Origin of the sequence: Streptomyces olivochromogenes (genome assembly GCF_021538895.1) — a bacterium.
Taxonomy (GTDB): Bacteria; Actinomycetota; Actinomycetes; order Streptomycetales; family Streptomycetaceae; genus Streptomyces; species Streptomyces olivochromogenes_A.
Genome location: NZ_JADDRL010000010.1, coordinates 46,562 through 70,644 on the forward strand (window position 1 = coordinate 46,562; position 24,083 = coordinate 70,644).

Sequence of the window (24,083 nt, forward strand, 5' to 3'; positions counted from 1 at the left end):
GCCAAGCCCTTCAGCTGAAATGCGTTGCGCATCGTGCACCCAATTGCTTGTGGTGGAACACACTCGCGAATGTGTAGACATACGTCAAGAGGTTGGCCGATGACGATTTCGCCATGTGAGCACTTGCCCGGCCGCCCTTGACCGGAAGCGTGCGCCGCGCCGACCATGTTGCGTATCGCTCACCCAGTTGTGCAATACGCACCGACGGAGGCCGACGTGTCCCCTAACTTCCCCCGACCGCAACCTGGCCGTGAGTACGTCCTCACCCTCTCGTGTCCCGACAGCGCGGGACTGGTCCACGCCGTGAGCGGCTTCCTCGTCCGGAACTCCGGAAACATCCAGGAGAGCCAGCAGTTCGACGATCGGCTCCAGGACCGTTTCTTCATGAGGGTCCACTTCGACGTTTCCGACCCCACCGTCGATCTGAAAACCCTGCGTTACCGGTTCGGCCCCGTGGCGGAGGCCTATCGCATCTCCTGGACCCTGCGGGACGCCGCCACCCCGACCCGGACGCTGATCATGGTCTCGAAGTTCGGCCACTGCCTGAACGACCTGCTCTTCCGCCGGCACACGGGTTCCCTCAACATCGAGATCCCCGCGATCGTCTCCAACCACCGGGACTTCGAGGGACTGGCGGAAACCTACGGCATCCCCTTCCACCACATCCCGGTCACCAGGGACACCAAGGCCGAGGCCGAGGCACGGCTGCTGGAGCTGACGCGCGAGCTGGACGTCGACCTGGTGGTGCTCGCCCGGTACATGCAGATCCTCTCCGACGACCTGTGCAAGCAGCTCGAAGGCCGCGCCATCAACATCCACCACTCCTTCCTGCCCAGTTTCAAGGGCGCACGCCCCTACGAGCAGGCCTACGACCGCGGGGTGAAGCTCGTCGGCGCGACGGCGCACTACGTGACGCCCGACCTGGACGAAGGGCAGATCATCGAGCAGGACGTGGTCCGGGTGGACCATTCGCTCGACCCCGGGGAGCTGGTCACGGTCGGCCGGGACGTGGAGGCGCAGGTACTCGCACATGCGGTGAAGTGGCACAGCGAGAGCCGCGTCATGGTGGACGGCAACCGCACGGTGGTCTTCCGCTGAGCGACACGACTCGGCGGGCGGGCTGGATCTCCAGCCCGCCCGCGGTCGTATACGGCCTTCAGCCGCCCAGTCGGTCCAGCAGCGCGCGGCGCCATCGCTCGGTCTCGGCGATCTGGTTGAAGGTGAACAGGTGCAGCCCCGCCACTCCCGCCGAGGGCGCGGTGAGGGCCTCCCCGCAGCTCCCCAGCAGCCTGTCCGGTGAGTACCCCCCGGGCGCCGCGAACCGCAGGAACCACGAGGCGTGCTTGGTCAGGAAGCGCGTCGACTCCCCCACACCGATCTTCGTCGCCATCGCCAGCAGCTTCGCCCGCTGCACGGGCCCCGCGACGCCCAGGTGGACGGGCAGGGTGACGTCCCGGCGCCGGATCCGAGCGACCCATTCCCCCAGTACGCGCGGGTCGAAGCAGAGGTTGCTCACGATGTACGTGGCGTGCTCGCGCTTGTCCCACATGGCCTGGATGGTGATGTCGTCGTGGATGAGCGGATGGCTCTCGGGATAGCCGGTGACCCCGACGTGGGTGAAGGGCCGGCCCAGCTCGGTCAGCCTGCGCAGCACCGGCAGGGCGCCGTCGTAGGCCCCGGCCTGCGGGTCGGCGTCGCCCGCCGGGACGAAGACGTCGTCCACGCCCGCCGCACGGAGCCGGTCGACGACCTCCTTCAGGTGCGCGTCGTCCCGCAGCAGCCGCGCGGGCACGTGCGGGACGATGCGGTAGCCGTGCGCCGCGAGCCGGCCGGCCAGATCGAGGGTCGGTTCCAGACCCTTCACCGGCGACGCCGTCACGGTGACGACGATGTCGCGCGGGACATGGGCGAGGACCTTGTCCTCGGTCGCCTTCGCGGGCAGCACCTCGTAGCGGACGCTGTCCAGCAGCGGCCGCAGCCCTACGGCACCCAAGGTCTACCCGGCCTGCTTCTGGGCGTCACGGTGGCGGTAGTACGCGGCCTTCGACGGCGCCTGCGGCTCCTTGCCCAGGATCAGGTCGGCGGCCTTCTCGGCGATCATCATCACCGGTGCGTAGATGTTGCCGTTGGTGACATAGGGCATGACGGAGGCGTCCACCACGCGCAGGCCCTCCAGCCCGTGCACGCGCATGCTGGCCGGGTCGACGACGGCCATCTCGTCGGTCCCCATCTTGCAGGTGCAGGACGGGTGCAGGGCGGTCTCGCCCTCCTTCGCGACCCAGTCGAGGATCTCCTCGTCCGTCTCCACCACGGGACCGGGCGAGACCTCCCCGGCGTTGTACGGGGCGAGCGCGGGCTGGTTCAGGAGCTTGCGGGCGACGCGGATCGCCTCGACCCATTCGCGGCGGTCCTGCTCGGTGGAGAGGTAGTTGAAGCGCAGCGCCGGGTGCTCGCGCGGATCCCTGCTCTTGATCTTCACCGAGCCGATGGCGTCGGAGTACATGGGCCCGACGTGCACCTGGTAACCGTGGCCGCCGGCCGGCGAGGAGCCGTCGTAGCGGACCGCGACGGGCAGGAAGTGGAACATCAGGTTGGGATAGTCCACCTGCTCGTTGCTGCGGGCGAAGCCACCGGCTTCGAAGTGGTTGGTGGCGGCCGGGCCCTTGCGGAACAGCCACTGCAGCCCGATGAAGGGGGCGCGCCACTTCGCCATGTACGGCTGCATGGACACCGGCTGCTTGCAGGCGTACTGGACGTACACCTCCAGGTGGTCCTGCATGTTCTCGCCGACGCCCGGGAGGTCGTGGACGACGTCGATGCCGAGGGCGCTCAGCTCCTCGGCGTTGCCGACGCCGGAGAGCTGCAGCAGCTGCGGGGAGTTGATCGCCCCGCCGCAGAGAATGACCTCCTTGGCGCGGACCTGCTGGAGCTCGCCGCGGCCGCGCTGGTACTCGACCCCGACGGCGCGCTTGCCCTCGAACAGGACGCGGGTGACGAGGGCGCGGGTCCTGACCGTGAGGTTGGGCCGCTTCATCGCGGGCTTGAGGTACGCCTTGGAGGCCGAGAGCCGGCGTCCACGGTGGACATTGCGGTCGAACTTGGCGAAACCCTCCTGCCGGTAGCCGTTGACGTCGTCCGTGGGGGCGTAGCCCGCCTCCTCGGTGGCCTTGAGGAAGGCACCGAAGAGCGGGTTGGTCGCGGGGCCGCGTTCCAGCACGAGGGGCCCGTCATGGCCACGGAACTCGTCGTCCGGGTCGGCGGCCAGACAGTTCTCCATCCGCCGGAAGTACGGCAGACAGTGCGCATAGTCCCAGCTCTCCATGCCCGGATCGGCCGCCCAGCGCTCGTAGTCCATGGGGTTGCCGCGCTGGAAGATCATGCCGTTGATGCTGCTGGAGCCGCCCAGCACCTTGCCGCGCGCGTGGTAGACGCGCCGGCCGCCCATGTGGGGCTCGGGCTCGGACTCGTACTTCCAGTCGTAGAAGCGGCTGCCGATCGGATAGGTCAGCGCCGCGGGCATGTGGATGAAGACGTCCCACGGGTAGTCGGACCGGCCGGCCTCCAGGACCAGCACCCGGTTCGCCGGATCTGCGGAGAGCCTGTTCGCCAGTGCGCTGCCGGCCGAACCGCCGCCGACGATGACGAAGTCGTATTGCAGGGGAGCCATGGTGCCTCGTCTCGCTCGCGCCGTAGATACGCGAGGCATGCTAGTACCGGTAGCGCTATACGCACCAGGTTGCGAGCCACGCAACTTGCAAGGCCTTCATTTCAGCCCGGTTACTTGCACCTGCGTTGTTTACTACGCGTATAGTTTCGTTGTGAGCAACCACAGCCAAGACACCGAAACGTCAAATTCGCAGGCCGGCGGCGTACAGTCGGTCGACCGAGCCATCAGCGTCCTCGAGATCCTGGCCCAGCGCGGCGAGGCCGGCGTCAGCGAGGTGGCCGCCGAGATCGACGTCCACAAGTCCACCGCGTTCCGGCTGCTCGGCGCCCTGGAGGCGCGCGGCCTGGTGGAGCAGGCGGGCGAGCGCGGAAAGTACCGTCTCGGCTTCGGCATCGTACGCCTGGCCGGCGCCGTCACGGGACGCCTCGACATCACCCAGCAGGGCCGCCCGGTGTGCGAGCGGCTCGCCGAGGAGATCGGCGAGACCGTCAACATCGCCGTCATGCAGGAGCACTACGCGATCAATCTCTACCAGGTGCGCGGCCCGGCGGCCGTCGCCGCGCACAACTGGGTCGGGGAGCTGACCCCACTGCACGCCACGTCCAGCGGCAAGATCCTGCTGGCGCACCTGCCCACCAAGGAGCGCGCCGCGCTGCTGTCCGAGGCCGGCCTGAAGAAGGTCACCCCGCACACCATCACCACGAAGGCGAAGCTGGAGAAGAACCTCGCCGAGGCCCGGGAGCGCGGCTACGCGTGGACCGTGGAGGAGCTGGAGATCGGTCTGCACGCGATGGCCGCGCCGATCCGCGACCGGGACGGCCAGGTCATCGCGGCGCTCAGCGCCTCCGGGCCCTCGTACCGCTTCACCGAGGAGCGTCTGCACGAGCTCTCCCCGGTCCTGCTCAAGGGCGCGGAGGAGATCAGCCACCGGATGGGCTACCTGGGCTGACCGACGCCTCGTCTACTGCGGACGGACGCCCAGGCGCTCGTTCACCCAGTCGTGGAAGGCCCCGATGTGGTGCTCGCTGGGGACGAGGACGCCGCCCTTGGCGTACATCCGGGAGCTCATTCCGGGCTGGGTGCGCTCGCACGCGTCGAAGTCCTGGCGGTTGACCCGGTCGAAGAGTTCCACGGACCGGCTGACGTCCTTGCCGCTGTCGACGACGTGCGGGAGGTAGAGCCAGTCGCACTCGACGATCGTGCGGTCGACTGCCACCGGGTACATCCGGTGGAAGATCACGTGGTCGGGGACGAGGTTGATGAAGACCTGCGGCTTGACGGTGATCGCGTAGTAGCGGCGGTCCTGGCCCTCGGACACCCCGGGGATGCGGTCCAGGCCCTCGGAACCGTCGACGGTGAAGCCCTGGACCTCCTCACCGAACTCGGCGCCGTGACCGACGTAGTACTGGGCGGCATAGCCGTCGGCGAACTCGGGGAGCACCTCGGTGAGTTCGGGGTGGATCGTGGCGCAGTGGTAGCACTCCATGAAGTTCTCGATGATGAGCTTCCAGTTCGCCTTGACGTCGTAGACGATCCGCTTGCCCACCGAGAGGTTGTCGATGTCGTAGCGCTCGATCGATTCCACGTCGCCGAGACGGCCCACGACTTCGCCTACGACGTCCTCCTCGAAGGAGGGCGGGTTCTCGGCGAGGCAGACCCAGACGTAGCCGAGCCATTCGCGGGTGGCCACGCTCACCAGGCCGTACTCGGTACGGCCGACGTCCGGCATCTTCGTGAGGTTGGGCGCGGCGACCAGCTTGCCGTTCAGGTCATATGTCCAGGCGTGGTACGGGCACTGGAAGGCCCGCTTGACCTCGCCGCTCTCCTCCGTGCAGAGCTTGGCCCCGCGGTGCCGGCAGACGTTGAAGTAGGCGCGGACGGAGTTGTCCCTGGCACGCGTGACCAGGATGCTCTCGCGGCCCACGTCGACGGTGCGGAAGGCCCCGGGCTTCGCCAGTTCGGAGGCGCGCGCGACGCAGAACCACATGGTCTCGAATATGCGCTCCTGCTCCTGGGCGAAGATCCCGGGATCCGTGTAGGAGGAGCCGGGGAGGGTGGCGATCAGGCTGTCCGGCAGGCTGGTCGAGGTCACGGTGCACTCCTCGGGAAACGTCGTGGAGGGGTCATTCACGCGCCGGGAAGATCGACTCCGGACGGCGTTGTGTACTCAGCAACACTGCGCGCCATAGGCAACCGCAGCATGGGATGCCGCATGAGTGCTGTCAAGACATGGCGGCGGCGAGCTGCTTGCGCCAGCGGGTGAACAGCCGCGGCTGATTCATCCCGAGCACGGCCACCGGCTGACCGCCTCGCCGGTAGACGGCCAGGACGTCGCGGTCGTCCGCCGCACCGGCCTCGACGGTCACACTGTCGGCGCCGGCCGCGTGGCCGGCGAACTGGATCTTCACGCCGTACTGATCCGACCAGAAGTACGGCGGCCGGGGCACACCCGGCTGCGCGGCACCGCCCGCCAGCAGCGTGGCGACGGCGGCGTCGGGACGCTCCCGCGCACCGGTCCAGTGTTCGACCCTGCGGTGGGCGCCGACCCGGGGGTCGTACCAGTTGGCACAGTCGCCGACCGCGACCACGCCGGCCAGGCTGGTGCGGCCGTCGGCGCCGCACTTGACGCCGTTGTCGAGCGCGACGCCGGAGCCTTCCAGCCACTCGACACACGGGCTCGCGCCGACACCGACGACCACGATGTCGGCGGCGAGGCTGCGTCCGTCCGCCAGCAGGACGGCGTCCACCCGGGTCTCCCCACTCAGCCCCTTGACGCCGACACCGCACAACAGCCGTACACCGTGGTCCGCGTGCAGGCCGGAGACGATGCCGCCCATCGCCTCGCCCAGCGGTCCGGCGAGCGGCGTCGGGGCCACCTCGACGACCGTCACGTCGAGTCCGAGGGTGTACGCGGTGGAGGCGACTTCGGCGCCGATGAATCCGCCGCCGATCACGACCAGCCGTCCACCCAGGGCCAGTTCGTCGCGCAAGGCGCGGGCGTCGTCGAGGGTGCGCAGCAGGTGCACTCCGGCGAGGCCCTCGCTGCCCGGCAGGGTGCGTGCGGCAGCGCCGGTCGCGATGACGATGCCGTCGGCGCGCAACTCGCGTCCACCGGCGAGCCGGACGGCGCGGTCGGTGCGGTCGAGTCCGGTGGCGCGGGTGCCGAGCAGCCACTCCGCCCCCAGGTCCTCTTCGTCCGTCTCCAGGGCCAGGTCCGCTTCGCCGACGGTGCCGGCCAAGAACTCCTTGGACAGTGGCGGCCTGTCGTACGGGCGGTGCCACTCGTCGCCGATGACGACCAGCCGCCCGTCGTAGCCCTGCTTCCGCAGCGACCGCGCCGCCGACAAACCGGCCAGCGAGGCGCCCACCACGGCCACGGTCCTCACGCGGGCCCCCCGGCGAGCCGGGAAGCGATGCAGGGCGGCAGGTTGGGCGCCTCCGTGGACACACGGACGTAGATCATGCCGTCCTCGACCACGACCTCGTGCGTCCGGACCGGGAGCTTGGCCGGCGGGGCGTCGACGGCGCCGGTCCTCAGGTCGAACTTCGAGGCATGCAGCGGGCATTCCACCTCGCAGCCCTCCAGCCAGCCGTCGGCGAGCGAGGCGTCCTGATGGGTGCAGGTGTCGTCGATGGCGAAGACCTCGCCATCGTCGGTGTGGAACACCGAGACCGGCGGATCGATGTCGAGCCGGAAAGCCTCGCCTCGCGGAAGATCCACGAGACGGCACGCGGGAATCATCATGACACCTCGGTGCGTATAGCGAAACGGATTGCAGTAAGCGCAACATCAGTCTGAAGTCGCCCAGAACCCTTGTCAAGGCGTTCCCGAGCCGAGACACCCCGACGTTTCCGTTCCCCTCTGCGCAACGCTGTGCGCGATAGGGAACAGAACGAAAGAGAAATCCGACCACTGCAGGGCACATGAAGGCAGCCCGTCTCCCCGCCCCACAAGGGACGAGGAGACGGGCGTGAACTGCCCCGCGCCTGCCGGACGGTCAGAAGCCCCGGTCGATCCACTCCTGAAGATGCGGCGCCTCGGCGGCAATGGTGGTCGTAGCCCCGTGTCCGGTGTGGACGACGGTGTCACCCGGCAGCGTGAGCAGACGGTGCCGGATCGAGTCGACGATGGTGGGGAAGTCGCTGTACGACCTTCCCGTCGCCCCCGGCCCGCCCGCGAAGAGCGTGTCACCGCTGAAGAGCGCGGTGAGACCCGGTGCGTACAGGCAGACCGCGCCGGGTGCGTGGCCGGGCGTGTGCAACACGGTCAGCTCGACACCCGCCACCGCGAGCACCTGGCCGTCGGCCAGTTCGCCGTCGGGCTTCCGGTCGGGGTGAGTCTGCTTCCACAGTGGCAGGTCGTCGCCATGGAGCAGGATCGGGGCACGGGTGCGTGCCGCGAGTGCCGGCGCGGCGTCGATATGGTCGTTGTGGGCGTGGGTGCACACAATGGCTCGCAGGCTGCGCCCGCCGAGCGCCTCGGCGATGGCCTCGGCGTCGTGCGCGGCGTCGACGACGACGGCCTCGCGGTCGTCGCCGATGATCCACACGTTGTTGTCGACGTCCCAGGTGCCGCCGTCCAGGGAGAACGTCCCCGAAGTGACGAGGCGTTCAATGCGGGCGGATGTCATCAGAACACCACCACCGAGCGCAGGACGTCGCCGGCGTGCATCCGCTCGAACGCCTTCTCCACCTCGTCCAGCGCGATGGTCTCCGTGACGAACGCGTCCAACGGCAGGCGGCCCTGCAGATGGAGGTCGATGAGCATCGGGAAGTCACGAGAGGGCAGGCAGTCCCCGTACCAGGAGGACTTGAGCGCGCCACCTCGGCCGAACACGTCCAGCAGCGGCAGTTCGAGCTTCATCTCGGGAGTCGGCACACCGACCAGGACGACCGTGCCGGCCAGGTCGCGGGCATAGAAGGCCTGCTTGTACGTCTCCGGGCGGCCGACCGCCTCGATGACGACATCGGCGCCGAAGCCGGCGGTCAGTTCACGGATCGCCTCGACTGGATCAGTCTGCTGGGAGTTGACGGTATGGGTCGCGCCCAGTTTCACGGCGGTGGCCAGCTTCCGGTCGTCGAGGTCCACAGCGATGATCTTCGCCGCGCCCGCCAGGTTCGCCCCGACGACCGCCGCGTCCCCGACACCACCGCAGCCGATGACGGCCACAGTGTCGCCGCGCCCGACGTTACCGGTGTTGATGGCGGCGCCGATGCCCGCCATCACCCCGCACCCCAGCAGTCCGGCGGCGGCCGGCGACGCGGCCCGGTCGACCTTGGTGCACTGCCCCGCCGCCACCAGCGTCTTCTCCGCGAACGCGCCGATGCCCAGCGCCGGGGACAACTCGGTCCCGTCGAGCAGGGTCATCTTCTGCTTCGCGTTGTGGGTGTCGAAGCAGTACCACGGCCGTCCACGCAGACAGGCCCGGCACTGCCCGCACACGGCACGCCAGTTGAGGATGACGAAGTCACCCGGGGCGACGTCGGTGACACCCTCCCCCACCGCCTCCACCACGCCCGCGGCCTCGTGGCCCAGCAGGAAGGGGAAGTCGTCGTTGATGCCACCCTCGCGATAGTGCAGATCGGTGTGGCACACCCCGCAGGCCTCGACCTTCACCAGCGCCTCACCCGGACCGGGGTCCGGCACGATGATCGTTTCCAGGCTGACGGGGGCGCCCTGCTCCCGCGCGACGACTGCACGGACCTGGTGCGTCATGGCCACTCCTCGACTGGTGTCCGGGTCTGATGTCGAGCGTTTCTCATTACGGCACACATCTCATGTGCCGCAACAAAGCATCGTGGAGCGCCGACCGAGGGTCAAGGCGTCGGCGCACAGCACACCGCTCAGGAAGCCGGACCACGCCAGCACGCACCCTGGGCCGGGGCGCGCGCGGTGCCCTGCGGCCTACCGCCAGGCCGCACCCCCCCATCCGCTCACCAGGCCATCTCGCCCATCAGTGCCGTCACGTCCGGTTGCCGGGTGCGGTCGAGGCTCTGCTCGACCCAGATCACCTTTCCGGCATCCGGCCCGCCCCGGCGACGACCGAACGCATCATCTCCAAGCACTCGTCGATGTCCCGTCCGCGTTCCTCGTTCAGACCATCGGGCATCCACCACAGCCGGTGCGACGCGCCCGTCCCGGGACAGCGTGCGCTGCCCGCCGACCGGGGCTCAAATGGCGTAGAGGCAGGTGGCACCGATCAGCGGTGCATGGTCGTCGTCGGAGTCCGCCGTCTGGTTACCCAGCCGGGTCACCCTCTCATTGACGTGCTCAGCAGTTCGTCCGATGGCAGGTTCAGTGCGGAGACGGGGAAGTTCAGCACTGCGGTCCGTGACCGGGCGATGGTCACCGGGGCGTGCAACCCGTGGCACACGAGGTCGCCGACCACCAGTGTCACCCGGATGCCCGGCAGCGGGATGACGTCGAACCAGCCGCCGCCGGGCTGGCCCGCACCCGCCTCAAACGCATGCCGTACCGGCCGAGCGTGCTCGACGGATTCATCGCTCAGACCAGACTGCTCACAACACCGCGATGACGTCACCCCGAACCGAAAACCTCAGGTAGCTGGATGCCCGTCGATGACATGGTGCGATGCGGTCTCGATGCCGCCGACTCCCGGATTGTGGCCGCCGCCGACGAGAGGCAGGGTGGTCTCAAGACCGCGTGAGCGAGGCAGAAGGCACACGGCCTGTCACGGACGTGGGCTACGGCTTGTCCTCATCGCGAAGCGAGATGTGTGAGCCGGGAACCGGCGAACTTGGTCACCGCCGAACGAGTGGGCCGATGTACCCGTCCGGAATGCGGCGGCCGACGCAAGATCGCCCATTCCGGGCAGGCTTACGGAGGTGTAGTACATGTCAGAGAAGAACCCAGAGCACGGGACCGCCCACGAGGCCTCCTTGCCGCCCGAAGTCAAGTTGCTGCAGGAAGTCACTCCGCCCTTCTTTCCCGAAGGTGGTTCGGGAATGACCATCCTCGTCGACTGGCCTCCCGGTCACCCCGGACTCCCTCCGCATCGCCACTCGGGCCCGTCGTTCGGCTACGTGATGGAGGGCGCGCTCCGGTTCGAGCTCGAGGGTGAGCCGGAGCGTGTGGTCAAGGCCGGCGGGACGTTCTGGGAACCAGGCGGTGACGTGATCCACTACCAGGACGGCAACGCCCTGTCGGACGCAGCGACCAAATTCGTGGTGACGATGGTGTGCGCGCCGGGTCAGCCGATGCTCACGTTGGTCGACGAGGAGGAACTGAAGGAACGGGCGCACCTGCGCGCCCCGCGTCCCTCCTAAGAATGACCCGCGAGAGCGACAAGCGTGCGGAGTCCGGAATGCTGGTGGTCGAGGCGGTCCGCCACCCCGGATAAGGGTGGCAGGCGGCGCACGAGGAGGCGGCACCGACACGATGAACGGTGGTGCGGGCACCGCGGGGACCGGGCCGGTGTGGCCGGCTGACGGCACCCGCAGTCGCGTCAGCGACGCACGCCGCCGTGGCGGGGGGTGCCGGTGTCGTTGTTCCAGACGTGGTTGCGCCGGTCCTGGTACACGTCCGTGCGGCTGTCGCGACCCTCACCCGTGTGGACCCGGACGGGGTCGAGCGTCCCTCCAGGCGGAAGTGGCGGTAGATATAGGTGTGGCCCGCCTCGCTCGAGAAGGTCCAGCCGTCCAGCTTCACCACCCAGCGAGTGGTCTTGGTGAGGTCCGCACACTCCTTGTTCAGCGAGCAGTTGGAGCGATCGTCCCGGCCCGGGGAGTCGTACTGCACCTCACTGATCGCCCCCGGGCGCGATCGTCATGGCCCTTGGGCTCGTCCGACGGATCATGGGCCGAGCCAGGGCCGGACCGAGGCGAGGGCCGGCCAGTGCCCTAATCGTGTTGACCGCCCCCGGCAGGCAGTGCTGGAGTCGGCACGTGGACAGCATCCCCGCCAACCGGCGGCTCTGGAACCGGATCAGCAGCGCCTACCAGCACGAGCACGACCCGCAAACCGGCGCCACACCCCGGCTGTGGGGCATGTACTCCATCCCCGACGCGCACCTGCACGCCCTGGGCGACGTCACCGGCAAGCGCGTCCTCGAACTCGGCTGCGGCGCCGGCCAGTGGTCCAGGGCGCTCGCCGCCGAGGGCGCCACCGTGGTCAGGCTCGACCTGTCCGAAGCCCAACTCGCGGCAGCGGCCCGCGCGATGGGAGCGGCCCGCTACCCGCTGGTGCAAGGCGCCGCCGAACAACTCCCCTTCGCCGCCGACAGCTTCGACCTGGTGTTCTGCGACTTCGGTGGGCTCAGCTGGGCGCCCCCGCACCTGGCCGTCCCGCAGGCCGCACGCGTCTTGAGCCGAGGCGGGCGCCTGGTGTTCAACGTCGCCAGCCCATGGTTCGAAGCTTGCTACGACGAAGCCGCCAGCCGCGTGACCACGACGCTGCAGCAGGACTACTTCGGGCTGAGCACGATCGCCGAAGGCGACGGCGCGACCAGCTATCAGCTCACCTACGGCGACTGGGTCAAGGTCCTGCGCGGCGCGGGTCTCATCATCGACGACCTCATCGAGCCGCGGCCCGAACTCGGAACACCCAACGGGTACAACGAAACCGACCCACCCGACTGGGCACACCGCTGGCCGGCGGAACTGCTCTGGGTAACCCACAAACCGTAGGCTCCGGCGCGCCGAGACGTGAAGGCATCCCCGCACCGGGCAGGCCGAGGGCCTGTCCGGCTGATCATGGGCGGAGCCAGAGCCAGAGCCGGGTCGAGGCGAGGGTGACGGTCCACGTGGAAGACGTAGGCGCGTTTGTCGAAGTGTGTGGTCACGGCCCGGAAGTTCTTCGACGCGTTGATCGTCCGCTCCACTTCGTTCCTGCGTTTGTAGATCGTCTTGTCGAAGCCGGCGGGCCGTCCGCCCCTGCTGCCGCGTCCTTTGCGTTGGGCCGGCTGATCTCGGGGCTCGGGAATGGTGTGCTTGATCTGGCGACGTCGCAGGTAGCGGCGGTTGCGCCGGGAGGAATACGCCTTATCGCCGCCCAGGTGGTCGGATCGGGTGCGCGGATGCCCATCACCCGAACGGTGGACACGGATGCGTTCCATGACCGGGATGAGCTGCGGGGCGTCGCCCCACTGGCCCGGCGTGATCAGCAGCGCCAGGCGCCGGACCTCGACGCCGCCGTGCCCACCGTCGCAGCCGCAGCTGAGGTCGGCAGCGCCATCGCCCCCACCACGGCGCCCGCTGCGGCAGCGGACAGGTGACAGGTGACAGGTGACAGGTGACAGACGGAAGCAGAAACGGACACACGGTCCGCCTTCGTGCGCACACCCCGCAGCACCTCGCAACATGACATCCGCAGGCCACCCCAGGTGCCTCGTGCGAATCGGCGGCTGGCCGGCCGCGCACGCACACAGTGCAGGCCCAGTGAAGAGGGCTCGGGAGGCCCGTTGACCGTGCTCTGAGAGCAGCCGGTACGCCCACAGCAGTCCGCGCTCGCTGAGCGAACCTTTCGGGTCGTGGCGGCGCATCTCCGTCTTGCCGTAGGAGAAGTCCGCTACACCAGGTTCATTGAGGCTGCGCCATGTTGAAGTGGCTGGTCAGCAGGGGTGGTGTGATCCGTTTCGGGCTGCTCGTACTGGTCGCGGGCGGCAGTCTGGAGTGTAGTGATCGCCTTGCGGGGTGGTTTGCCGATGAGTTCACCGTCCTCGAACGGTCTACCCAGCGACACGACCGTTCTCGACAGGAGTGCCATGTCCACCATCCAGCCAGTGATCATCACTGCCGACCAGGACGTCCTGCTTGGCTTCTATACGAAATTGTTCGGCGCCGAGGAGATCTTCCGGATACCGGCGGAAGGCCCGGCCTTCTACCTCGGCTTGCGCATCGGCGACACCGACCTCGGGCTGGTGGCCAAGACGAACCCGGGGACCGTGGTGGCATCGCGGATCCTGCTCAGCATCGGTGTCGACGACGTCGACGAGACGCTCGGCCGGGTGACCGCGCTGGGCGGCTCGGTCCGCAGCGGCCCCAACGACATGCCGTGGGGCCAGCGCGTCGCCCACATCCAGGACCCCGACGGCAACCCGGTGAACCTCACCCAGCCGATCCCGACTCAGTGACGCTGCTCCGGGGCATGTGCTGATCGTGAGCTAGCTGCAGGATCAATCGCCCGTAGTGGCCTCGGTGTTCGTCAGGATGGGCAACGCGCGAAACAGGCGTGACCGGCGGACCTGGCTCCCGGCCGGCGCCCCTGCTGTTCGCGGGCTCCGACACGGCGATCCTGTTCCGCCGCACCCTGCTGACGGTCCCGAGGACGCGGGCGGCTTCGTCCTCTCGCGCAGGCCGCGGCGGTTACACCGCCCGGGCACCGGTGCCTGCCGGCGTGAACACGCCGCACGACGAAGGCCTGCTAGGAGGGGCGGACGTGGCTGGCGTGGGATCGGATGAGATCCGGGTCGGAGGGCGGCTGAACGACGGGCTTCTGTGATTTGATCACACCCGGATCGATATGGACGACGTGAGCGCGTCCGTCCGCGTCGAATTTCTGGTACGTGCGCCGGTAGTGCGCATTGTTGTGGGCGTCGACGGTCGAATCCATGTCGCCCTTCACCTCTTGCGCCACGAGACCCGTATGCAGCTTGTTCGAGTAGTCCGAGTTGAAGATGACCACCATGTCGCCGGGCCGAGCCTTGGCGGGATCGTCGCCGACGTCCGCGCCGAGATCGTAGTCCATGATGAAGTCGTACAGACTTCGGTAGCCGATCACGTCCGAGATCAGCAGGAGATCGTATTCCTTGCCGTTCGGCGCCATGTAGTGGTAGTAGGAGTCTTGAGGGTCACCCGGCTTCAGTCCGGGGACGAGGCCTCCCGCGGCAAGGGCGCGAGCGACGAACTCGGCGCACTCGAAGTAGGGCTGTGCCTGGCCGTCCTTCGCCCGGGGGGTGCTGTCGTCCCATGTGGTCCAGTTCCAGTGGGCATCCGCGTACTTGACGGCCGTCTCGCGCCATTCGTCGGAAGCCCGGGCGGTTTTCTGTGTTTTCTGGTGCCCGACGGGAACCGCTTGCACGGGACCGGCGCTCATCCCCACAAGTGCAACTCCCAGGGTGACAGCGGGAAAAGTGTGAAGGGATTTACCCAGGAAGGACATGGCGGTCACCTCTCGGCAGTTCACAGGTATCGCGCGCGGTCGTGCAGTTGCGCGGCAACACGCTGCCGCGCCTCACGACGATTTTGTCCGCGGAGCGACCGCATACCAGGGTCCGGATCAAAAACTCACTCGGTAGGCCGAAGGAAATCCCCTCCACCCATTTCCTGAGCTCCACCCCGGCGTGTCGCCGAGCGAGGCTTCCGCTGCCCACTGCGCCGCCTCGCAGCGGAGCCGGCGGCCGGAGGAATGGCCGACCAGGTGGAGGTACTGACCTTGCTGATCGGCTACGGAACTTGATCGGGTGATGTGGGGTTCGGCGAACGTGCGATGGCCTGGCGCTCCCGCCCTTCAGCGGTGGGTCGGTTGCAGGCGCTCGATGCGGTCGAGGTCGCCGGCGAGCAGGTCGCTGTGACCAATGGTGAAGTCTCCGTTGGGCAGGGCCTGCCCTTCGCCGTAGCGCCGGCCCACGACGGCGGCGGGGAGGAAGGCGCGCAGGCGGTGACGCATGTCCCCGGGGTAGTCGACGGGGGTGCCCCAGCCAGCGGGGGCCTGGTCGGTGGAGAACAGGACCCAGTGGTCCACGGGCACGGCGGCGTCGAGGTCCGGCGCCTTGCCGGTGTGGCTGTCCAAGGCCGGCACGGTCAGCCGGTCGGGGTCGAGGGGCGGGTACCACAACAGCAGTGGCTTGGCGCTTTGCGCGTCGGCGTTGTCGAAGCAGCACACGGCGATGGTGTGGTCGGGGAAGTGGTCGGCGTAGAAGCGTAGAAGGTCCGGGTCGAGATCGGGACGCCGGTGCGGCGGCACCTGCCGCAGCGCGGCGGGGACTGCGGTGGGGTCTTCTGCCAGGAGCACCGTGTAGACGTCGTGGTCGAAGACCTGGACGGGTTGGGGTTCCGCGCTCATCCACGCGATGTCGTCAGCTGCGGCTGCGACGGATTCGACGGCGGCGACCATGCGGTGCAGGACGTCGCCGGTGCGCCCGGCGGAGAGGAAGTGCCGAGGGGTGAGCTGCCTGGTGGGCAGGTGCAGCAGCATGGCGTTCGGCCCGTCCGCCAGGTTGACGGCGGTGTTCTGGTAGCCCAGGACATGGATGAGGCCGTACACGTCGTGGTGCTGCCGCCCGCAGTACACGATCGTGCCGGAGAACGCGGCCTCGCCGGTCGAGATACACATGGCGGCAAGGTACCGCCCCTGTCCGGCGGCAACGGAGGGGATTGACGCGCCAAGGACCACCACGGCCGGTGGACGCGCTCGACGCGGAGCCTGGCGCCCGATCGTCGTCCCGGCAATGCAGCTTGCGCGGCCCCGGTCTCCGTGCCCCTCAGCTGCCCAGGGCCAGACCGCCGTCGGCCAGGCAGCCGTCGACCAGGGGCGGGCGGTATGGGATCTGCTTGAGCCGGTGTTTCACAGGAATGGTCCATGCCGCAGTGCAGCGCGTGCGCGAACCCAAGGGGTTGCGGTATCGACGCGCGAGGTGTTCGGCGAGTTTGTACGTGATCTGTTCGGCGGTCGCGGCAGAGACACCGTCGAGGTACCGCTGAACGAACGCCAACGCATATTCGGCAACGAACACCTGCGGCACCTCAATCTGGGGGCCGAGCACACCTTGCGCTCCGTCTCTGATCAGGACCGTCCGAGGCAGGCCCGGTCGGCCTCCCCGACGGCGGCGCCGGAATGGCAAGCATTCAGCGCGACGAACTGGTGAAAGGCGCCCGCGCAGCGGTACTGGGCGCATCGCTCACGGACCGTTTCGCGCTCGATGAGCATGCCGTCGGTGAGCCGGACTACCGAATGAGCTGGCGCTGAACCATTCGGTTCCCAAGAGCCATGACATTCAGAAGTACGTCAACTGCTTCGTGCACGTCACAAGCCCCAAGATCTCGAACGGGTTCCCGACAGACGGTGCGGATTGTGGACTTCGCGCCGTTGTTCAGCGCGGCGGCGACTTCCGGGGCGCGCCTGGTGCGAGTGCCTGACCACCCGACGACCTGGAGACGGCGCACAAGCCGAAGTTGCCGCCCCGGCCACTCCGTGTGCCCTCAACTGACCATCTACGAGAGGGCGTTGGAAGCATTGCCGCTCAGACCGGCCTTCGCCACACTGGGCGGGTCCGACTCCCCACGACCTGCATATGACAGGTGAGGACTATGAACACACGAAGAATGATCGCGCTCGCCGCGGCAGCGTCCGCCGCGGCCGGAGTGCTGCTCGTTCCCGCGGCCCCGGCCTCCGCCACAGCCACGTACTGCCGCGACCACCTCAAGTCCATCAACGGAACCGATCCCAACGGCCATTGGCCTCCCTACAGCTCCACCTACACCACGTCCTACTGCAACGACATCAACGTCAAGGTCAACCAGCAGACCGAGGTGGAGACCTGCTTCGCGCCGTCCAGCGGCGGCTACTACTGCAACGGCTTCCGCACGCTCTATGCCAATACTTGGGGGCTGGCGGCCACCGACGTCAGGGACGGCACCAACTTCTGGCTGATATTCGGGAGCACCAGCGTCCAGGGGGTCGCCGCCTACTGACCACCACAAAGGACTCCGGTGGGAAGCCGACACGGCACGCAGGCACACACGCAATTCCTGGTGCGACTCATCGAGGGGTGCGCATCCATCGCGCGGCGCCATCGGCCACGTCGACCAGCATGACGCGGACAGGCGAGCGGCCTCCGGGGACCTCAATACGCAGGTCGACCCCGGCATCGCGTAGCGGTCTTCTCTATCCTCGTCAGCCGGCCCCGGCCAGGTCCGCCGGGCCCGGCTGACGTCCCGTGCACGACGGATACATCATCTCGCCATCGCCGCTCTCCAGTTACGGACCAGAGTCAGGCCTGCCCGGCCGCGATCGGCACCGCTTCAGCCGGCGCGCCGGACACGATCACCGATGCGGCTAGTGCCGCATCAGGCAACGTTCGCCTCTGCGGACGTCGACAGGTAGTCGGCCCGCACCCAGGTCCTGCCGGCTCCGCCGGGCAGCCGGCGTGGGGACACTTCACGATATGAGGAACGCCGGCGCCGAAGCCCGGCCAAGGTCCGTCGCCGGGACGACGAGGACCCGCGCGCGCCCCGAAGGCCCCTTCGCTTCCGGTCCGTTGCCGGTGTCCGCGAAACCGACGGCTGTTCCGCGGACAACCTTGTTGCCCCATGCGTGGTCATACCGGTGTGATCTCCCCCCTGATCCTGCGAGGCCGTGGCACCACGGCCCATTTCGAAGGCCGGTCGGTCCTGCTGGAGCAGAACGGCACCCACCGGCGCATTCCGGTGCAGGCGATCCAGGAGGTACGGACGGCCGGGGCCAGGGGCGACACGGCCGAGATCGAACTGACCAGCGCCGGAGGCGATCCCACCGTCTTCGTGGTGACCCGGTCCTCCCCGGCGGCCGTGACGGCCTTCGTCTCGGCGGTGACCTCGGTGCTGCCCGAACGGCGTGCTTCTCGCGACGGTATGGAGCTAGTGAGTGAGGAGACGCCTGCGGCTCCGGCGTGGCGGCTGTTCCTGGCAGGGCACTCCAGAGCGGTCGCGGCGGCCGTGTGCGCGGTGGTCCTCTGGGCCGCCCTCGTGGTTTGCGTCGCGGCGACGGGAGAGCCGGGCCAGTGGCTCCTGCCACTCTTCGGGGCGCTGCTCCTGCTTGCCGCGGGCCGCTATCTGCAGCTGGCCGGCGGCATTATGCGTGAGCACTGGTCCACCCGTCGTAACGGCATCACGGTCGCCGCGACCTTCGCAGGACGAAACAGCGCGCACAAGGAGATCTGGCGGTTCACCGATCCGGAGGGCCGGGCACGCACCTACGTCGGCAGCGGGAAGATCGTCAGTCGCGACCCGCGCAGGATCGAGGTGCGCTATGACCTACGCCACCCCGACAAGCTGTACGCCCCTCAGCCGGTGCTCGTGTACGTGGTGGTCGGGGTCGTCGTGACCCCCATGCTGGCGGGTCTCCTCGCTGTGGGACTGTGGCTCACCCTCTGGCAGCTCGTCGACGTGTTCATGGGCTAACGCAGGCTGGGCCGCACCGCGACGAGGCCCGGAGCGTCGGGGATGCGCTGGTGCCGTATCAGGTGACGTTCACCGTGTCGATGACGGTGCATAGACGTCGGTCGCTGGCGTGGCTGTCCAGGGTGGCGAACAGGTGTCGTACCCCGCCGTACCGGTTATGGGTGACCCAGCGCTTGCGGCGGAGGCCGCGGTCGGGGGCTTTGTGCCTGCCACCGCGCGCAGCCCAGTGTCGGCCGGAGTGGGGATCAAGTTGAGCGGGCCGAACTCGTCTGTGCAGAAGACCACTTCGGGCTCGCCGTCCTCGGGTACCACCTCGCCGTCGGCGATCGCGTAGAGGTGGTCGACCTGGGCATCGCAGGCGCGGCTGGCCCAGCTCCTTCGTCGACCACCCTCTCGGCGACCAGGAAGTCCGCCGGCTTGGTCAGGCTCCAGGTGGAGAACGGCGGGTCGTGGTCGGTGGACTTGGCTTGGCGATCTCCGCCGACGCCGTGGCGGCGGCAGAAGCACGCGTTCATCGCGGTGCCGTGCACAGAAGTTCAGACGCAATGGGCGGGCGCCGGCAGACAGTTCCCAGTCGAGGAACCGGCGCAGTGGCGTGCGGGGATTCCTTGGCCCGGACGTCAGGCTCACCGGTCACCACCCCGAAGCGTGCGCCATGCAGGCGCGGTCGAGTCGTCGTGGCCGGAGGCTAGTAAGCGCCACTGACAGTCCGTCACCCTTGTGGAGGAAGAAGGAGTGCGACAGCCCCGCAGATTCGCGCTTTCGGATGAATCCCTCACATCCTTTGAGTCGTACGGCCCCGCTCAGAGGCCTGCCGATCGCGGCCTGGCTATCGCTTGAGGCTCAATCTTGCGCTGGCCTCGTCGGCAAGGTGAAGCCCCCAAAACATCGACACTTCCGGGTGTCGAGAATGCGGCACCGGCTCCGTCTCAGGGGTACCAGTAGCCGGAACGGACTGCGCGACGAAGAAGGAGCACCCCTTGACTATTCAGCGGATGGACAACGTAGGTATCGTCGTCGACGACCTGGAGGCTGCCATCGCCTTCTTCACCGAGCTCGGCATGGAGCTCGAAGGCGAAGCGCAGATCGAGGGAATCTACGCAGACCAGACGGTCGGCCTCGACGGGGTCCGCAGCGCCATCGCGATGATGCGCACCCCGGACGGCCACGGCAAGCTGGAGCTGACGAAGTTCCACTCCCCCGCGGCGATCACTGCCGGACCGCTCAACCCGCCACCCAACACTCTGGGCCTGCACCGTGTCATGTTCGCCGTCGACGACATCGACGATACGATCACCCGCCTGCGCCGCCATGGCGCCGAACTCCTCGGCGAGGTGGCGCAGTACGAGAACATCTACCGACTCTGCAACCTCCGCGGTCCCTCGGGAATCATCGTCGCTCTGGCCGAACGGATCGGCTAGGTTCTGGCTCCTTGGTCAGTGTCGGGTCCAGATGAGGATGCTCGCGAGGTGGAGTGCGGCCTGGTAGGCGATCGCGAGTATGTCGTTTCGTGTGGCCAGGCCGCGCCACTGCTTGAGGCGGTTGATGCACCGCTCGACGGTGTTGCGCCGCTTGTATGCCTCGGTGTCGAAGCCGGCAGGCGGCCACCAAGTCGGCCTCGTCGCAGGCGGTGGCTGACTTGGTCGTACGGCTGTGGGATGACCGCACGGATGCCCCGGCGCCGCGGACTGGTGCATCACCTGCCTGGCCTGCGGTGACGGTGAAGGCGGGGCTCCGTGCCCGGCCGTCCGCGGCCAGGCGGAACTTGGTACTCAGCCCGCCGCGGGAGCGTCCGAGCGCGTGGTCGGCGGGCTCGCCGGAGCGGGTCGCCCCCTTATGAGTGCTCCGGCAAGGGCGCTGGGGGACCCGGACGACCGTGGAGTCCACTGACACCATCCATTCGATGCCGTCATCGGCGTCTGCTGCCGCCATGACGGCGGTGAGGATCATTTCCCAAGTGCCGTCGACAGCCCATCTGATCAGCCGTTTGTTGGCGGCCTGCAATGAGCCGAGCTCGTCGGGTAGGTCCCGCCAAGGCGGCCCGTAGCCCGGGCCCCCTCAGGCCCGGGCCCAGGATGTCGAGGGCCGCAACTCCTGCCGCACGCTGCCCAGATGGCTGGGGCTGTGTCGAAAGTGGATCAAGGTAGTGGTTGAGCAATCGCGACGGAATGAGACGATCTCGCTTTCGATCTGGCTACCTGCACCCCATCCGACGGGCCAGGCTCCCGCCTTGGTAGAAAGTGCCTGATCACACAGGGGTGCGGGTGTTATGGTCCCTCGCATGGCTGAACTGATCACTCCCACGGAACAGTTGCATTCCTCGTGGCTCACGGCACGTGACGAGTGGCAGCCTGGTGCTCACCAGGACGGTGCTGGCCTGCGTCTGGTTGGTGACGACGACCTCGACAGCCCGGAAGGGTTCGCCTCGTGGGTCGAGCGACTGCGGCAGCAATCGGACCGTTCGCTGCCTGTCGGGGAAGGACGCGTCCACGCTACGCACTGGTGGATCGTCAGCGGCGAGACGTACCTCGGGGCCATCGACCTTCGGCACTATCTGAACGCCTTTCTGTTGGAAGGCGGCGGAAACATCGGCTACAGCATTCGGCCTTCCGCCAGGAGGCGAGGACTGGCCTCGTGGGCGCTGGGAGCGGTGCTGCTGAAGGCGCCGGCGCTCGGTCTCGACCGGGTCCTCCTCACCTGTGACGACGGCAACCTCGGCTCGGCGCGCACCATCGAAAGCAATGGCGGCATCCTCGAGGATGTGCGCAGCACCGAAGCCGGGCTCAAACGCCGCTACTGGATCACTCTCAACGACGCTGGTCACAGCCATTCATTGATGGCCGCGACGAGGACAGTCGCCTCGTAGCGGACCGCGAGCTTGTCGTACCTAGTGGACACGGCGCGGTGTCCAGCGAATGGGCATCCGTTGTTGCTCTGAACAACGCTCAACTCTGCGATGAGACGCGGAACTCCGGCAAGCCTGCCCAGGCCGACGCGGTGATGGTGTCATGCCGTCAGCCGCCCGGCACCCCGCTTGCGGGGCCGACCCTGCGTGCCGTACAGCGGCAGGCCCAGCGCGGCGCTGCACCACCGACCCCCTCCCAAGTTCCGTCCCAGGCCCAGCGCGTCGACCGGGACGGCAAGCCGCCGGCCGACACCCGTCGGCCGCCGTCCGCTGCCGGCCTGTCAGTGTTGCAGCCCCGTCCGGTATGGACGGCCGAGCAGGACTTCAATGGCGGCAACTGCACAGGCTCGGGACGATCCATGGGTGTCCAGGAACGCGGTGGGAGGTGGCGGGGGCGCGTGGGGGCAGTCCCATCTCGACCACGACCGTGTCCGGGCGGATCCGGAGCAGCCGCTCAAGCGACGCAGCGACAGAGGGGGGCCGGTGGATGTCCCGGGCCACCGCAACCACCCCTCCGCCGGGCTCACTCGCCGCGAGGGCCACTGGGGCGAACGCCCTGGTGAGATCCCCCTCGACGGTGACCCGGACCACCTGTGTACCGGGCAGTTGGGCCCGCAGGAGCTCTCCAAAGCCCCAGGCGGTCTCGCCGATGGCGGGGGTCGGCACCGTGAGGTCCTGGCGGCGGTCTATCGCCGTTTCGCCCAGTAGTCCCAAGCCCGTGTCAGGGCCCGGCTCCACCGCGTGATCCTCGACGAACTCGGTGCCGCCAGCAAGTTGGACTGGTCTCGGTGCGCGATCGACTCCGTCAGCGTCCGTGCTCTCAAAGGGGGCAGCTGGCGGGACCGAACCCGACCGGCCGTGGCAAGAACGGGTCAACAATCCACTTAACCGTGGACCGCAACGGCCTGCCGATCTCGGTAGCGATCACCGCCGCCAACACCCACGACAGCCTCGCTCTCCAGCCACTGGTCAAGGGAAATGCCGCCAGTCCGAGGCCGGCGGGGCCCGCGTCGCCGCCGACCCGCACGGCTCCATGCGGACAAGGATTACGACTACGACCACCCGCGCCGATGGCTCCGCGGCCGGGGCGTCGTCCCGCGCATCGCCCGCCCCGGCATCGATTCCTCCCAGCGCCTCGGCTACCACCGGTGAGTCGTCGAGCGCAGCATGGCCTGGCTGTCCGGCTGCCGACGCTTACACCGCCGCTACGAACGCGCTACTAGCGGGCGGGGCTGGACGGCGGACTGCGGGGGACCGCGAAGACCCGCGCTTCGACGGGCGGCAGCAGCCGGCATGCAGCCCGAGAGAGCCTCCTGGTCCCGGGCCGAGGGCCACGAGTCCGTCCTATGCGGACCCCCGCGAGCGTCGCGTTCCTGGCGTGGTGTGTGGCGGCATATTCGTCGATCTTCATCGGCCGGTCGCCTTGGTCGCCGCGTGTGGATCCTCGGCCTCCGGGCCGGCGTGCCGGTTCCGGTGCCCGCCGAGCCCCCCGGCGCGTACCGCCGTTGGGCCCGACCGCACAATGGTCACAGAATTTCTGAAACGCCACGGTAAGGAGTACGACGCATGGTAAGATCCGCCGCTCAGCAGGACCCCGGGCAGACATCAACCCCCCAGACGGCACCTCCGGGGACCGAAGGCCTCGGACAGCTGCGTGAGACGTTCCTGCCGAAGCGTGTCGGCCCTGTGCGACTGGCCGCCCTTCTGCTGATGGGGACCGTTTCCCTGATCCTTCCTCCCCTGGGCGCCTACTTCCTCTGGCTCGCTGCCCAGACGCCCAATCTCTCGCGCAAGCAGGCTGCCCGCCGACTGCACCTCTTCGAGCATGGCCTGGCCGAGGTGGGGAAGAGCGGCGAAGTGTCCGTTTTCCGCTGGGACACGATGACGGTGCTTCAGGAGATCACCGAGCGGTACGCAAACGGCGTATATGTCGGCACCACCTACGTCTACACGCTCCACCGCGCGGACGGTACGACGCTCAAGGTCACCGGCTTCTACGCCCAGCCCGAGCGCTGGGGCCCGGCGTTGCAGCAGGAGATCACCCGGGCACAGCTCCCCGGACTGCTCGCCGGGCTGGAGCAGGGCGGGACCCTGACCTACGGGGAGCTCTCGGTGAACCTGGGCGGTGCGGCCACCTCAAAGGACAGCCTGACGTGGCCGCAGATCGAGAAGGCCGAGCTCTCACAGGGAGTGCTGGTGCTGCGCAAGGTCGGCAAGAAGCTGCCCTGGGCAAGGATGCCGGTCAAGAAGATCCCGAATCTCTTCCTCTTCCTCGCCCTCGTGGAGCAGCTCCGATACGGCTGGCCGCGCCAGGACGCCTGACCGCCGGAGCACGGTCGAAGGCAAGGCATTGGATGGACACCCACGGTCACATCAGCGTCGAGCAACTGCGCG

The 24,083-nt window shown here is 68.3% G+C and carries 22 protein-coding genes and 5 pseudogenes; 12 read left to right on the forward strand and 15 right to left on the reverse strand.

Annotation, left to right across the window (positions count from 1 at the left end):
• Window positions 1–216 precede the first annotated feature (216 nt).
• Window positions 217–1,098, forward strand: coding sequence for a formyltetrahydrofolate deformylase (gene purU / locus IPZ69_RS07140; protein WP_235453147.1), 882 nt, complete (start codon window positions 217–219; stop codon window positions 1,096–1,098).
• A gap of 58 nt (window positions 1,099–1,156) precedes the next feature.
• Here purU and IPZ69_RS07145 read toward each other — a convergent pair whose 3' ends face one another.
• Both IPZ69_RS07145 and betA read right to left on the reverse strand, forming a co-directional pair.
• A complete protein-coding gene (locus IPZ69_RS07145) occupies window positions 1,157–1,993 on the reverse strand; it encodes a 5,10-methylenetetrahydrofolate reductase (RefSeq protein WP_235453148.1) in 837 nt (278 codons plus the stop codon).
• Window positions 1,994–1,996: 3 nt separating this feature from the next.
• Window positions 1,997–3,667 carry a choline dehydrogenase gene (gene betA, locus IPZ69_RS07150; RefSeq protein ID WP_235453149.1) on the reverse strand — a complete coding sequence of 557 codons (1,671 nt, stop codon included), beginning with the start codon at window positions 3,665–3,667 and terminating at the stop codon, window positions 1,997–1,999.
• A 151-nt stretch (window positions 3,668–3,818) separates the two neighbouring features.
• On the opposite strand from betA, the gene IPZ69_RS07155 reads away from it, so the two are divergent.
• Window positions 3,819–4,616: an IclR family transcriptional regulator gene (locus IPZ69_RS07155; RefSeq protein WP_235453150.1), complete on the forward strand. Its 798-nt coding sequence runs from the start codon at window positions 3,819–3,821 to the stop codon at window positions 4,614–4,616.
• 12 nt (window positions 4,617–4,628) lie between these two features.
• Here the strand turns inward: IPZ69_RS07155 and IPZ69_RS07160 are convergent, their stop codons facing one another.
• The 5 genes from IPZ69_RS07160 to IPZ69_RS07180 form a co-directional block, all read right to left on the reverse strand.
• Window positions 4,629–5,759, reverse strand: coding sequence for an aromatic ring-hydroxylating oxygenase subunit alpha (locus IPZ69_RS07160; protein ID WP_235453151.1), 1,131 nt, complete (start codon window positions 5,757–5,759; stop codon window positions 4,629–4,631).
• Window positions 5,760–5,889: 130 nt separating this feature from the next.
• Entirely contained in the window at window positions 5,890–7,053 is a 1,164-nt protein-coding gene (locus IPZ69_RS07165) for an NAD(P)/FAD-dependent oxidoreductase (RefSeq protein ID WP_235453152.1), read from the reverse strand.
• A complete protein-coding gene (locus IPZ69_RS07170) occupies window positions 7,050–7,412 on the reverse strand; it encodes a bifunctional 3-phenylpropionate/cinnamic acid dioxygenase ferredoxin subunit (RefSeq protein WP_235453153.1) in 363 nt (120 codons plus the stop codon). Before IPZ69_RS07170 ends, IPZ69_RS07165 begins: the two co-directional genes overlap by 4 nt.
• A 253-nt stretch (window positions 7,413–7,665) precedes the next feature.
• Window positions 7,666–8,298: an MBL fold metallo-hydrolase gene (locus IPZ69_RS07175; RefSeq protein ID WP_235453154.1), complete on the reverse strand. Its 633-nt coding sequence runs from the start codon at window positions 8,296–8,298 to the stop codon at window positions 7,666–7,668.
• Complete coding sequence (locus tag IPZ69_RS07180) at window positions 8,298–9,383, reverse strand: S-(hydroxymethyl)mycothiol dehydrogenase (RefSeq protein WP_235453155.1); 1,086 nt, start codon at window positions 9,381–9,383, stop codon at window positions 8,298–8,300. Before IPZ69_RS07180 ends, IPZ69_RS07175 begins: the two co-directional genes overlap by 1 nt.
• Window positions 9,384–10,522: 1,139 nt before the next feature.
• Here IPZ69_RS07180 and IPZ69_RS07185 point away from each other — a divergent pair.
• Window positions 10,523–10,954 carry a cupin domain-containing protein gene (locus IPZ69_RS07185; RefSeq protein WP_235453156.1) on the forward strand — a complete coding sequence of 144 codons (432 nt, stop codon included), beginning with the start codon at window positions 10,523–10,525 and terminating at the stop codon, window positions 10,952–10,954.
• 179 nt (window positions 10,955–11,133) lie between these two features.
• Here IPZ69_RS07185 and IPZ69_RS07190 read toward each other — a convergent pair.
• Window positions 11,134–11,435, reverse strand: a pseudogene (locus IPZ69_RS07190) (lamin tail domain-containing protein).
• Between the two features lie 137 nt (window positions 11,436–11,572).
• Between IPZ69_RS07190 and IPZ69_RS07195 the strand changes: the two are divergent.
• Complete coding sequence (locus IPZ69_RS07195) at window positions 11,573–12,313, forward strand: class I SAM-dependent methyltransferase (protein WP_235453157.1); 741 nt, start codon at window positions 11,573–11,575, stop codon at window positions 12,311–12,313.
• 64 nt (window positions 12,314–12,377) lie between these two features.
• Here IPZ69_RS07195 and IPZ69_RS07200 read toward each other — a convergent pair.
• Window positions 12,378–12,825, reverse strand: a pseudogene (locus IPZ69_RS07200) (transposase); the annotation flags it as partial.
• Window positions 12,826–13,389: 564 nt separating this feature from the next.
• On the opposite strand from IPZ69_RS07200, the gene IPZ69_RS07205 reads away from it, so the two are divergent.
• The gene (locus tag IPZ69_RS07205; RefSeq protein ID WP_235453158.1) at window positions 13,390–13,758 is read left to right on the forward strand and encodes a VOC family protein; all 369 of its coding nucleotides are present in this window, start codon (window positions 13,390–13,392) and stop codon (window positions 13,756–13,758) included.
• 290 nt (window positions 13,759–14,048) lie between these two features.
• Here IPZ69_RS07205 and IPZ69_RS07210 read toward each other — a convergent pair whose 3' ends face one another.
• The 3 genes from IPZ69_RS07210 to IPZ69_RS07220 form a co-directional block, all read right to left on the reverse strand.
• Window positions 14,049–14,786, reverse strand: a complete 738-nt coding sequence (locus IPZ69_RS07210; protein ID WP_235453159.1) for an amidase domain-containing protein — start codon at window positions 14,784–14,786, stop codon at window positions 14,049–14,051.
• A gap of 348 nt (window positions 14,787–15,134) precedes the next feature.
• Window positions 15,135–15,959 carry a hypothetical protein gene (locus tag IPZ69_RS07215; RefSeq protein ID WP_235453160.1) on the reverse strand — a complete coding sequence of 275 codons (825 nt, stop codon included), beginning with the start codon at window positions 15,957–15,959 and terminating at the stop codon, window positions 15,135–15,137.
• A 148-nt stretch (window positions 15,960–16,107) separates the two neighbouring features.
• Complete coding sequence (locus IPZ69_RS07220) at window positions 16,108–16,389, reverse strand: hypothetical protein (protein ID WP_235453161.1); 282 nt, start codon at window positions 16,387–16,389, stop codon at window positions 16,108–16,110.
• Between the two features lie 71 nt (window positions 16,390–16,460).
• Between IPZ69_RS07220 and IPZ69_RS46890 the strand changes: the two genes are divergently transcribed.
• From IPZ69_RS46890 to IPZ69_RS07230, 3 genes are all read left to right on the forward strand, one after another.
• Window positions 16,461–16,592 (forward strand): hypothetical protein, encoded by a 132-nt coding sequence (locus IPZ69_RS46890; protein WP_268834319.1) that lies wholly within the window; start codon window positions 16,461–16,463, stop codon window positions 16,590–16,592.
• Between the two features lie 341 nt (window positions 16,593–16,933).
• Window positions 16,934–17,317 (forward strand): hypothetical protein, encoded by a 384-nt coding sequence (locus IPZ69_RS07225; protein ID WP_235453162.1) that lies wholly within the window; start codon window positions 16,934–16,936, stop codon window positions 17,315–17,317.
• A 636-nt stretch (window positions 17,318–17,953) separates the two neighbouring features.
• A complete protein-coding gene (locus IPZ69_RS07230; RefSeq protein WP_235453163.1) occupies window positions 17,954–18,784 on the forward strand; it encodes a hypothetical protein in 831 nt (276 codons plus the stop codon).
• A 115-nt stretch (window positions 18,785–18,899) separates the two neighbouring features.
• Here the strand turns inward: IPZ69_RS07230 and IPZ69_RS47360 are convergent.
• Window positions 18,900–19,254, reverse strand: a pseudogene (locus tag IPZ69_RS47360) (IS630 family transposase); the annotation flags it as partial.
• Between the two features lie 525 nt (window positions 19,255–19,779).
• Between IPZ69_RS47360 and IPZ69_RS07235 the strand changes: the two are divergent.
• Window positions 19,780–20,205, forward strand: coding sequence for a VOC family protein (locus tag IPZ69_RS07235; protein ID WP_235453164.1), 426 nt, complete (start codon window positions 19,780–19,782; stop codon window positions 20,203–20,205).
• 15 nt (window positions 20,206–20,220) lie between these two features.
• On the opposite strand, the pseudogene IPZ69_RS07240 reads toward IPZ69_RS07235, so the two are convergent.
• Window positions 20,221–20,821, reverse strand: a pseudogene (locus IPZ69_RS07240) (IS5/IS1182 family transposase); the annotation flags it as partial.
• A gap of 244 nt (window positions 20,822–21,065) precedes the next feature.
• On the opposite strand from IPZ69_RS07240, the gene IPZ69_RS07245 reads away from it, so the two are divergent.
• Window positions 21,066–21,650 (forward strand): GNAT family N-acetyltransferase, encoded by a 585-nt coding sequence (locus IPZ69_RS07245; protein WP_235453165.1) that lies wholly within the window; start codon window positions 21,066–21,068, stop codon window positions 21,648–21,650.
• Window positions 21,651–22,013: 363 nt separating this feature from the next.
• Here IPZ69_RS07245 and IPZ69_RS07250 read toward each other — a convergent pair whose 3' ends face one another.
• Complete coding sequence (locus IPZ69_RS07250) at window positions 22,014–22,355, reverse strand: hypothetical protein (RefSeq protein WP_235453216.1); 342 nt, start codon at window positions 22,353–22,355, stop codon at window positions 22,014–22,016.
• Between the two features lie 42 nt (window positions 22,356–22,397).
• Here IPZ69_RS07250 and IPZ69_RS07255 point away from each other — a divergent pair.
• A pseudogene (locus tag IPZ69_RS07255) lies at window positions 22,398–22,904 on the forward strand (IS5 family transposase); the annotation flags it as partial.
• 495 nt (window positions 22,905–23,399) lie between these two features.
• Window positions 23,400–24,011, forward strand: coding sequence for a DUF6585 family protein (locus IPZ69_RS07260; RefSeq protein ID WP_235453166.1), 612 nt, complete (start codon window positions 23,400–23,402; stop codon window positions 24,009–24,011).
• Window positions 24,012–24,083 lie beyond the last annotated feature (72 nt).

Coding starts and splice junctions, on each gene's coding strand:
- betA (WP_235453149.1), bottom strand. CDS start 3,667: ATGGCTCCCCTGCAATACGACTTCGTCATCGTCGGCGGCGGTTCGGCC.
- IPZ69_RS07170 (WP_235453153.1), bottom strand. CDS start 7,412: ATGATGATTCCCGCGTGCCGTCTCGTGGATCTTCCGCGAGGCGAGGCT.
- IPZ69_RS07175 (WP_235453154.1), bottom strand. CDS start 8,298: ATGACATCCGCCCGCATTGAACGCCTCGTCACTTCGGGGACGTTCTCC.
- IPZ69_RS07180 (WP_235453155.1), bottom strand. CDS start 9,383: ATGACGCACCAGGTCCGTGCAGTCGTCGCGCGGGAGCAGGGCGCCCCC.
- IPZ69_RS07185 (WP_235453156.1), top strand. CDS start 10,523: ATGTCAGAGAAGAACCCAGAGCACGGGACCGCCCACGAGGCCTCCTTG.
- IPZ69_RS07205 (WP_235453158.1), top strand. CDS start 13,390: ATGTCCACCATCCAGCCAGTGATCATCACTGCCGACCAGGACGTCCTG.
- IPZ69_RS07210 (WP_235453159.1), bottom strand. CDS start 14,786: ATGTCCTTCCTGGGTAAATCCCTTCACACTTTTCCCGCTGTCACCCTG.
- IPZ69_RS07215 (WP_235453160.1), bottom strand. CDS start 15,959: ATGTGTATCTCGACCGGCGAGGCCGCGTTCTCCGGCACGATCGTGTAC.
- IPZ69_RS46890 (WP_268834319.1), top strand. CDS start 16,461: ATGGCAAGCATTCAGCGCGACGAACTGGTGAAAGGCGCCCGCGCAGCG.
- IPZ69_RS07225 (WP_235453162.1), top strand. CDS start 16,934: ATGAACACACGAAGAATGATCGCGCTCGCCGCGGCAGCGTCCGCCGCG.
- IPZ69_RS07235 (WP_235453164.1), top strand. CDS start 19,780: ATGGACAACGTAGGTATCGTCGTCGACGACCTGGAGGCTGCCATCGCC.
- IPZ69_RS07245 (WP_235453165.1), top strand. CDS start 21,066: ATGGCTGAACTGATCACTCCCACGGAACAGTTGCATTCCTCGTGGCTC.
- IPZ69_RS07260 (WP_235453166.1), top strand. CDS start 23,400: ATGGGGACCGTTTCCCTGATCCTTCCTCCCCTGGGCGCCTACTTCCTC.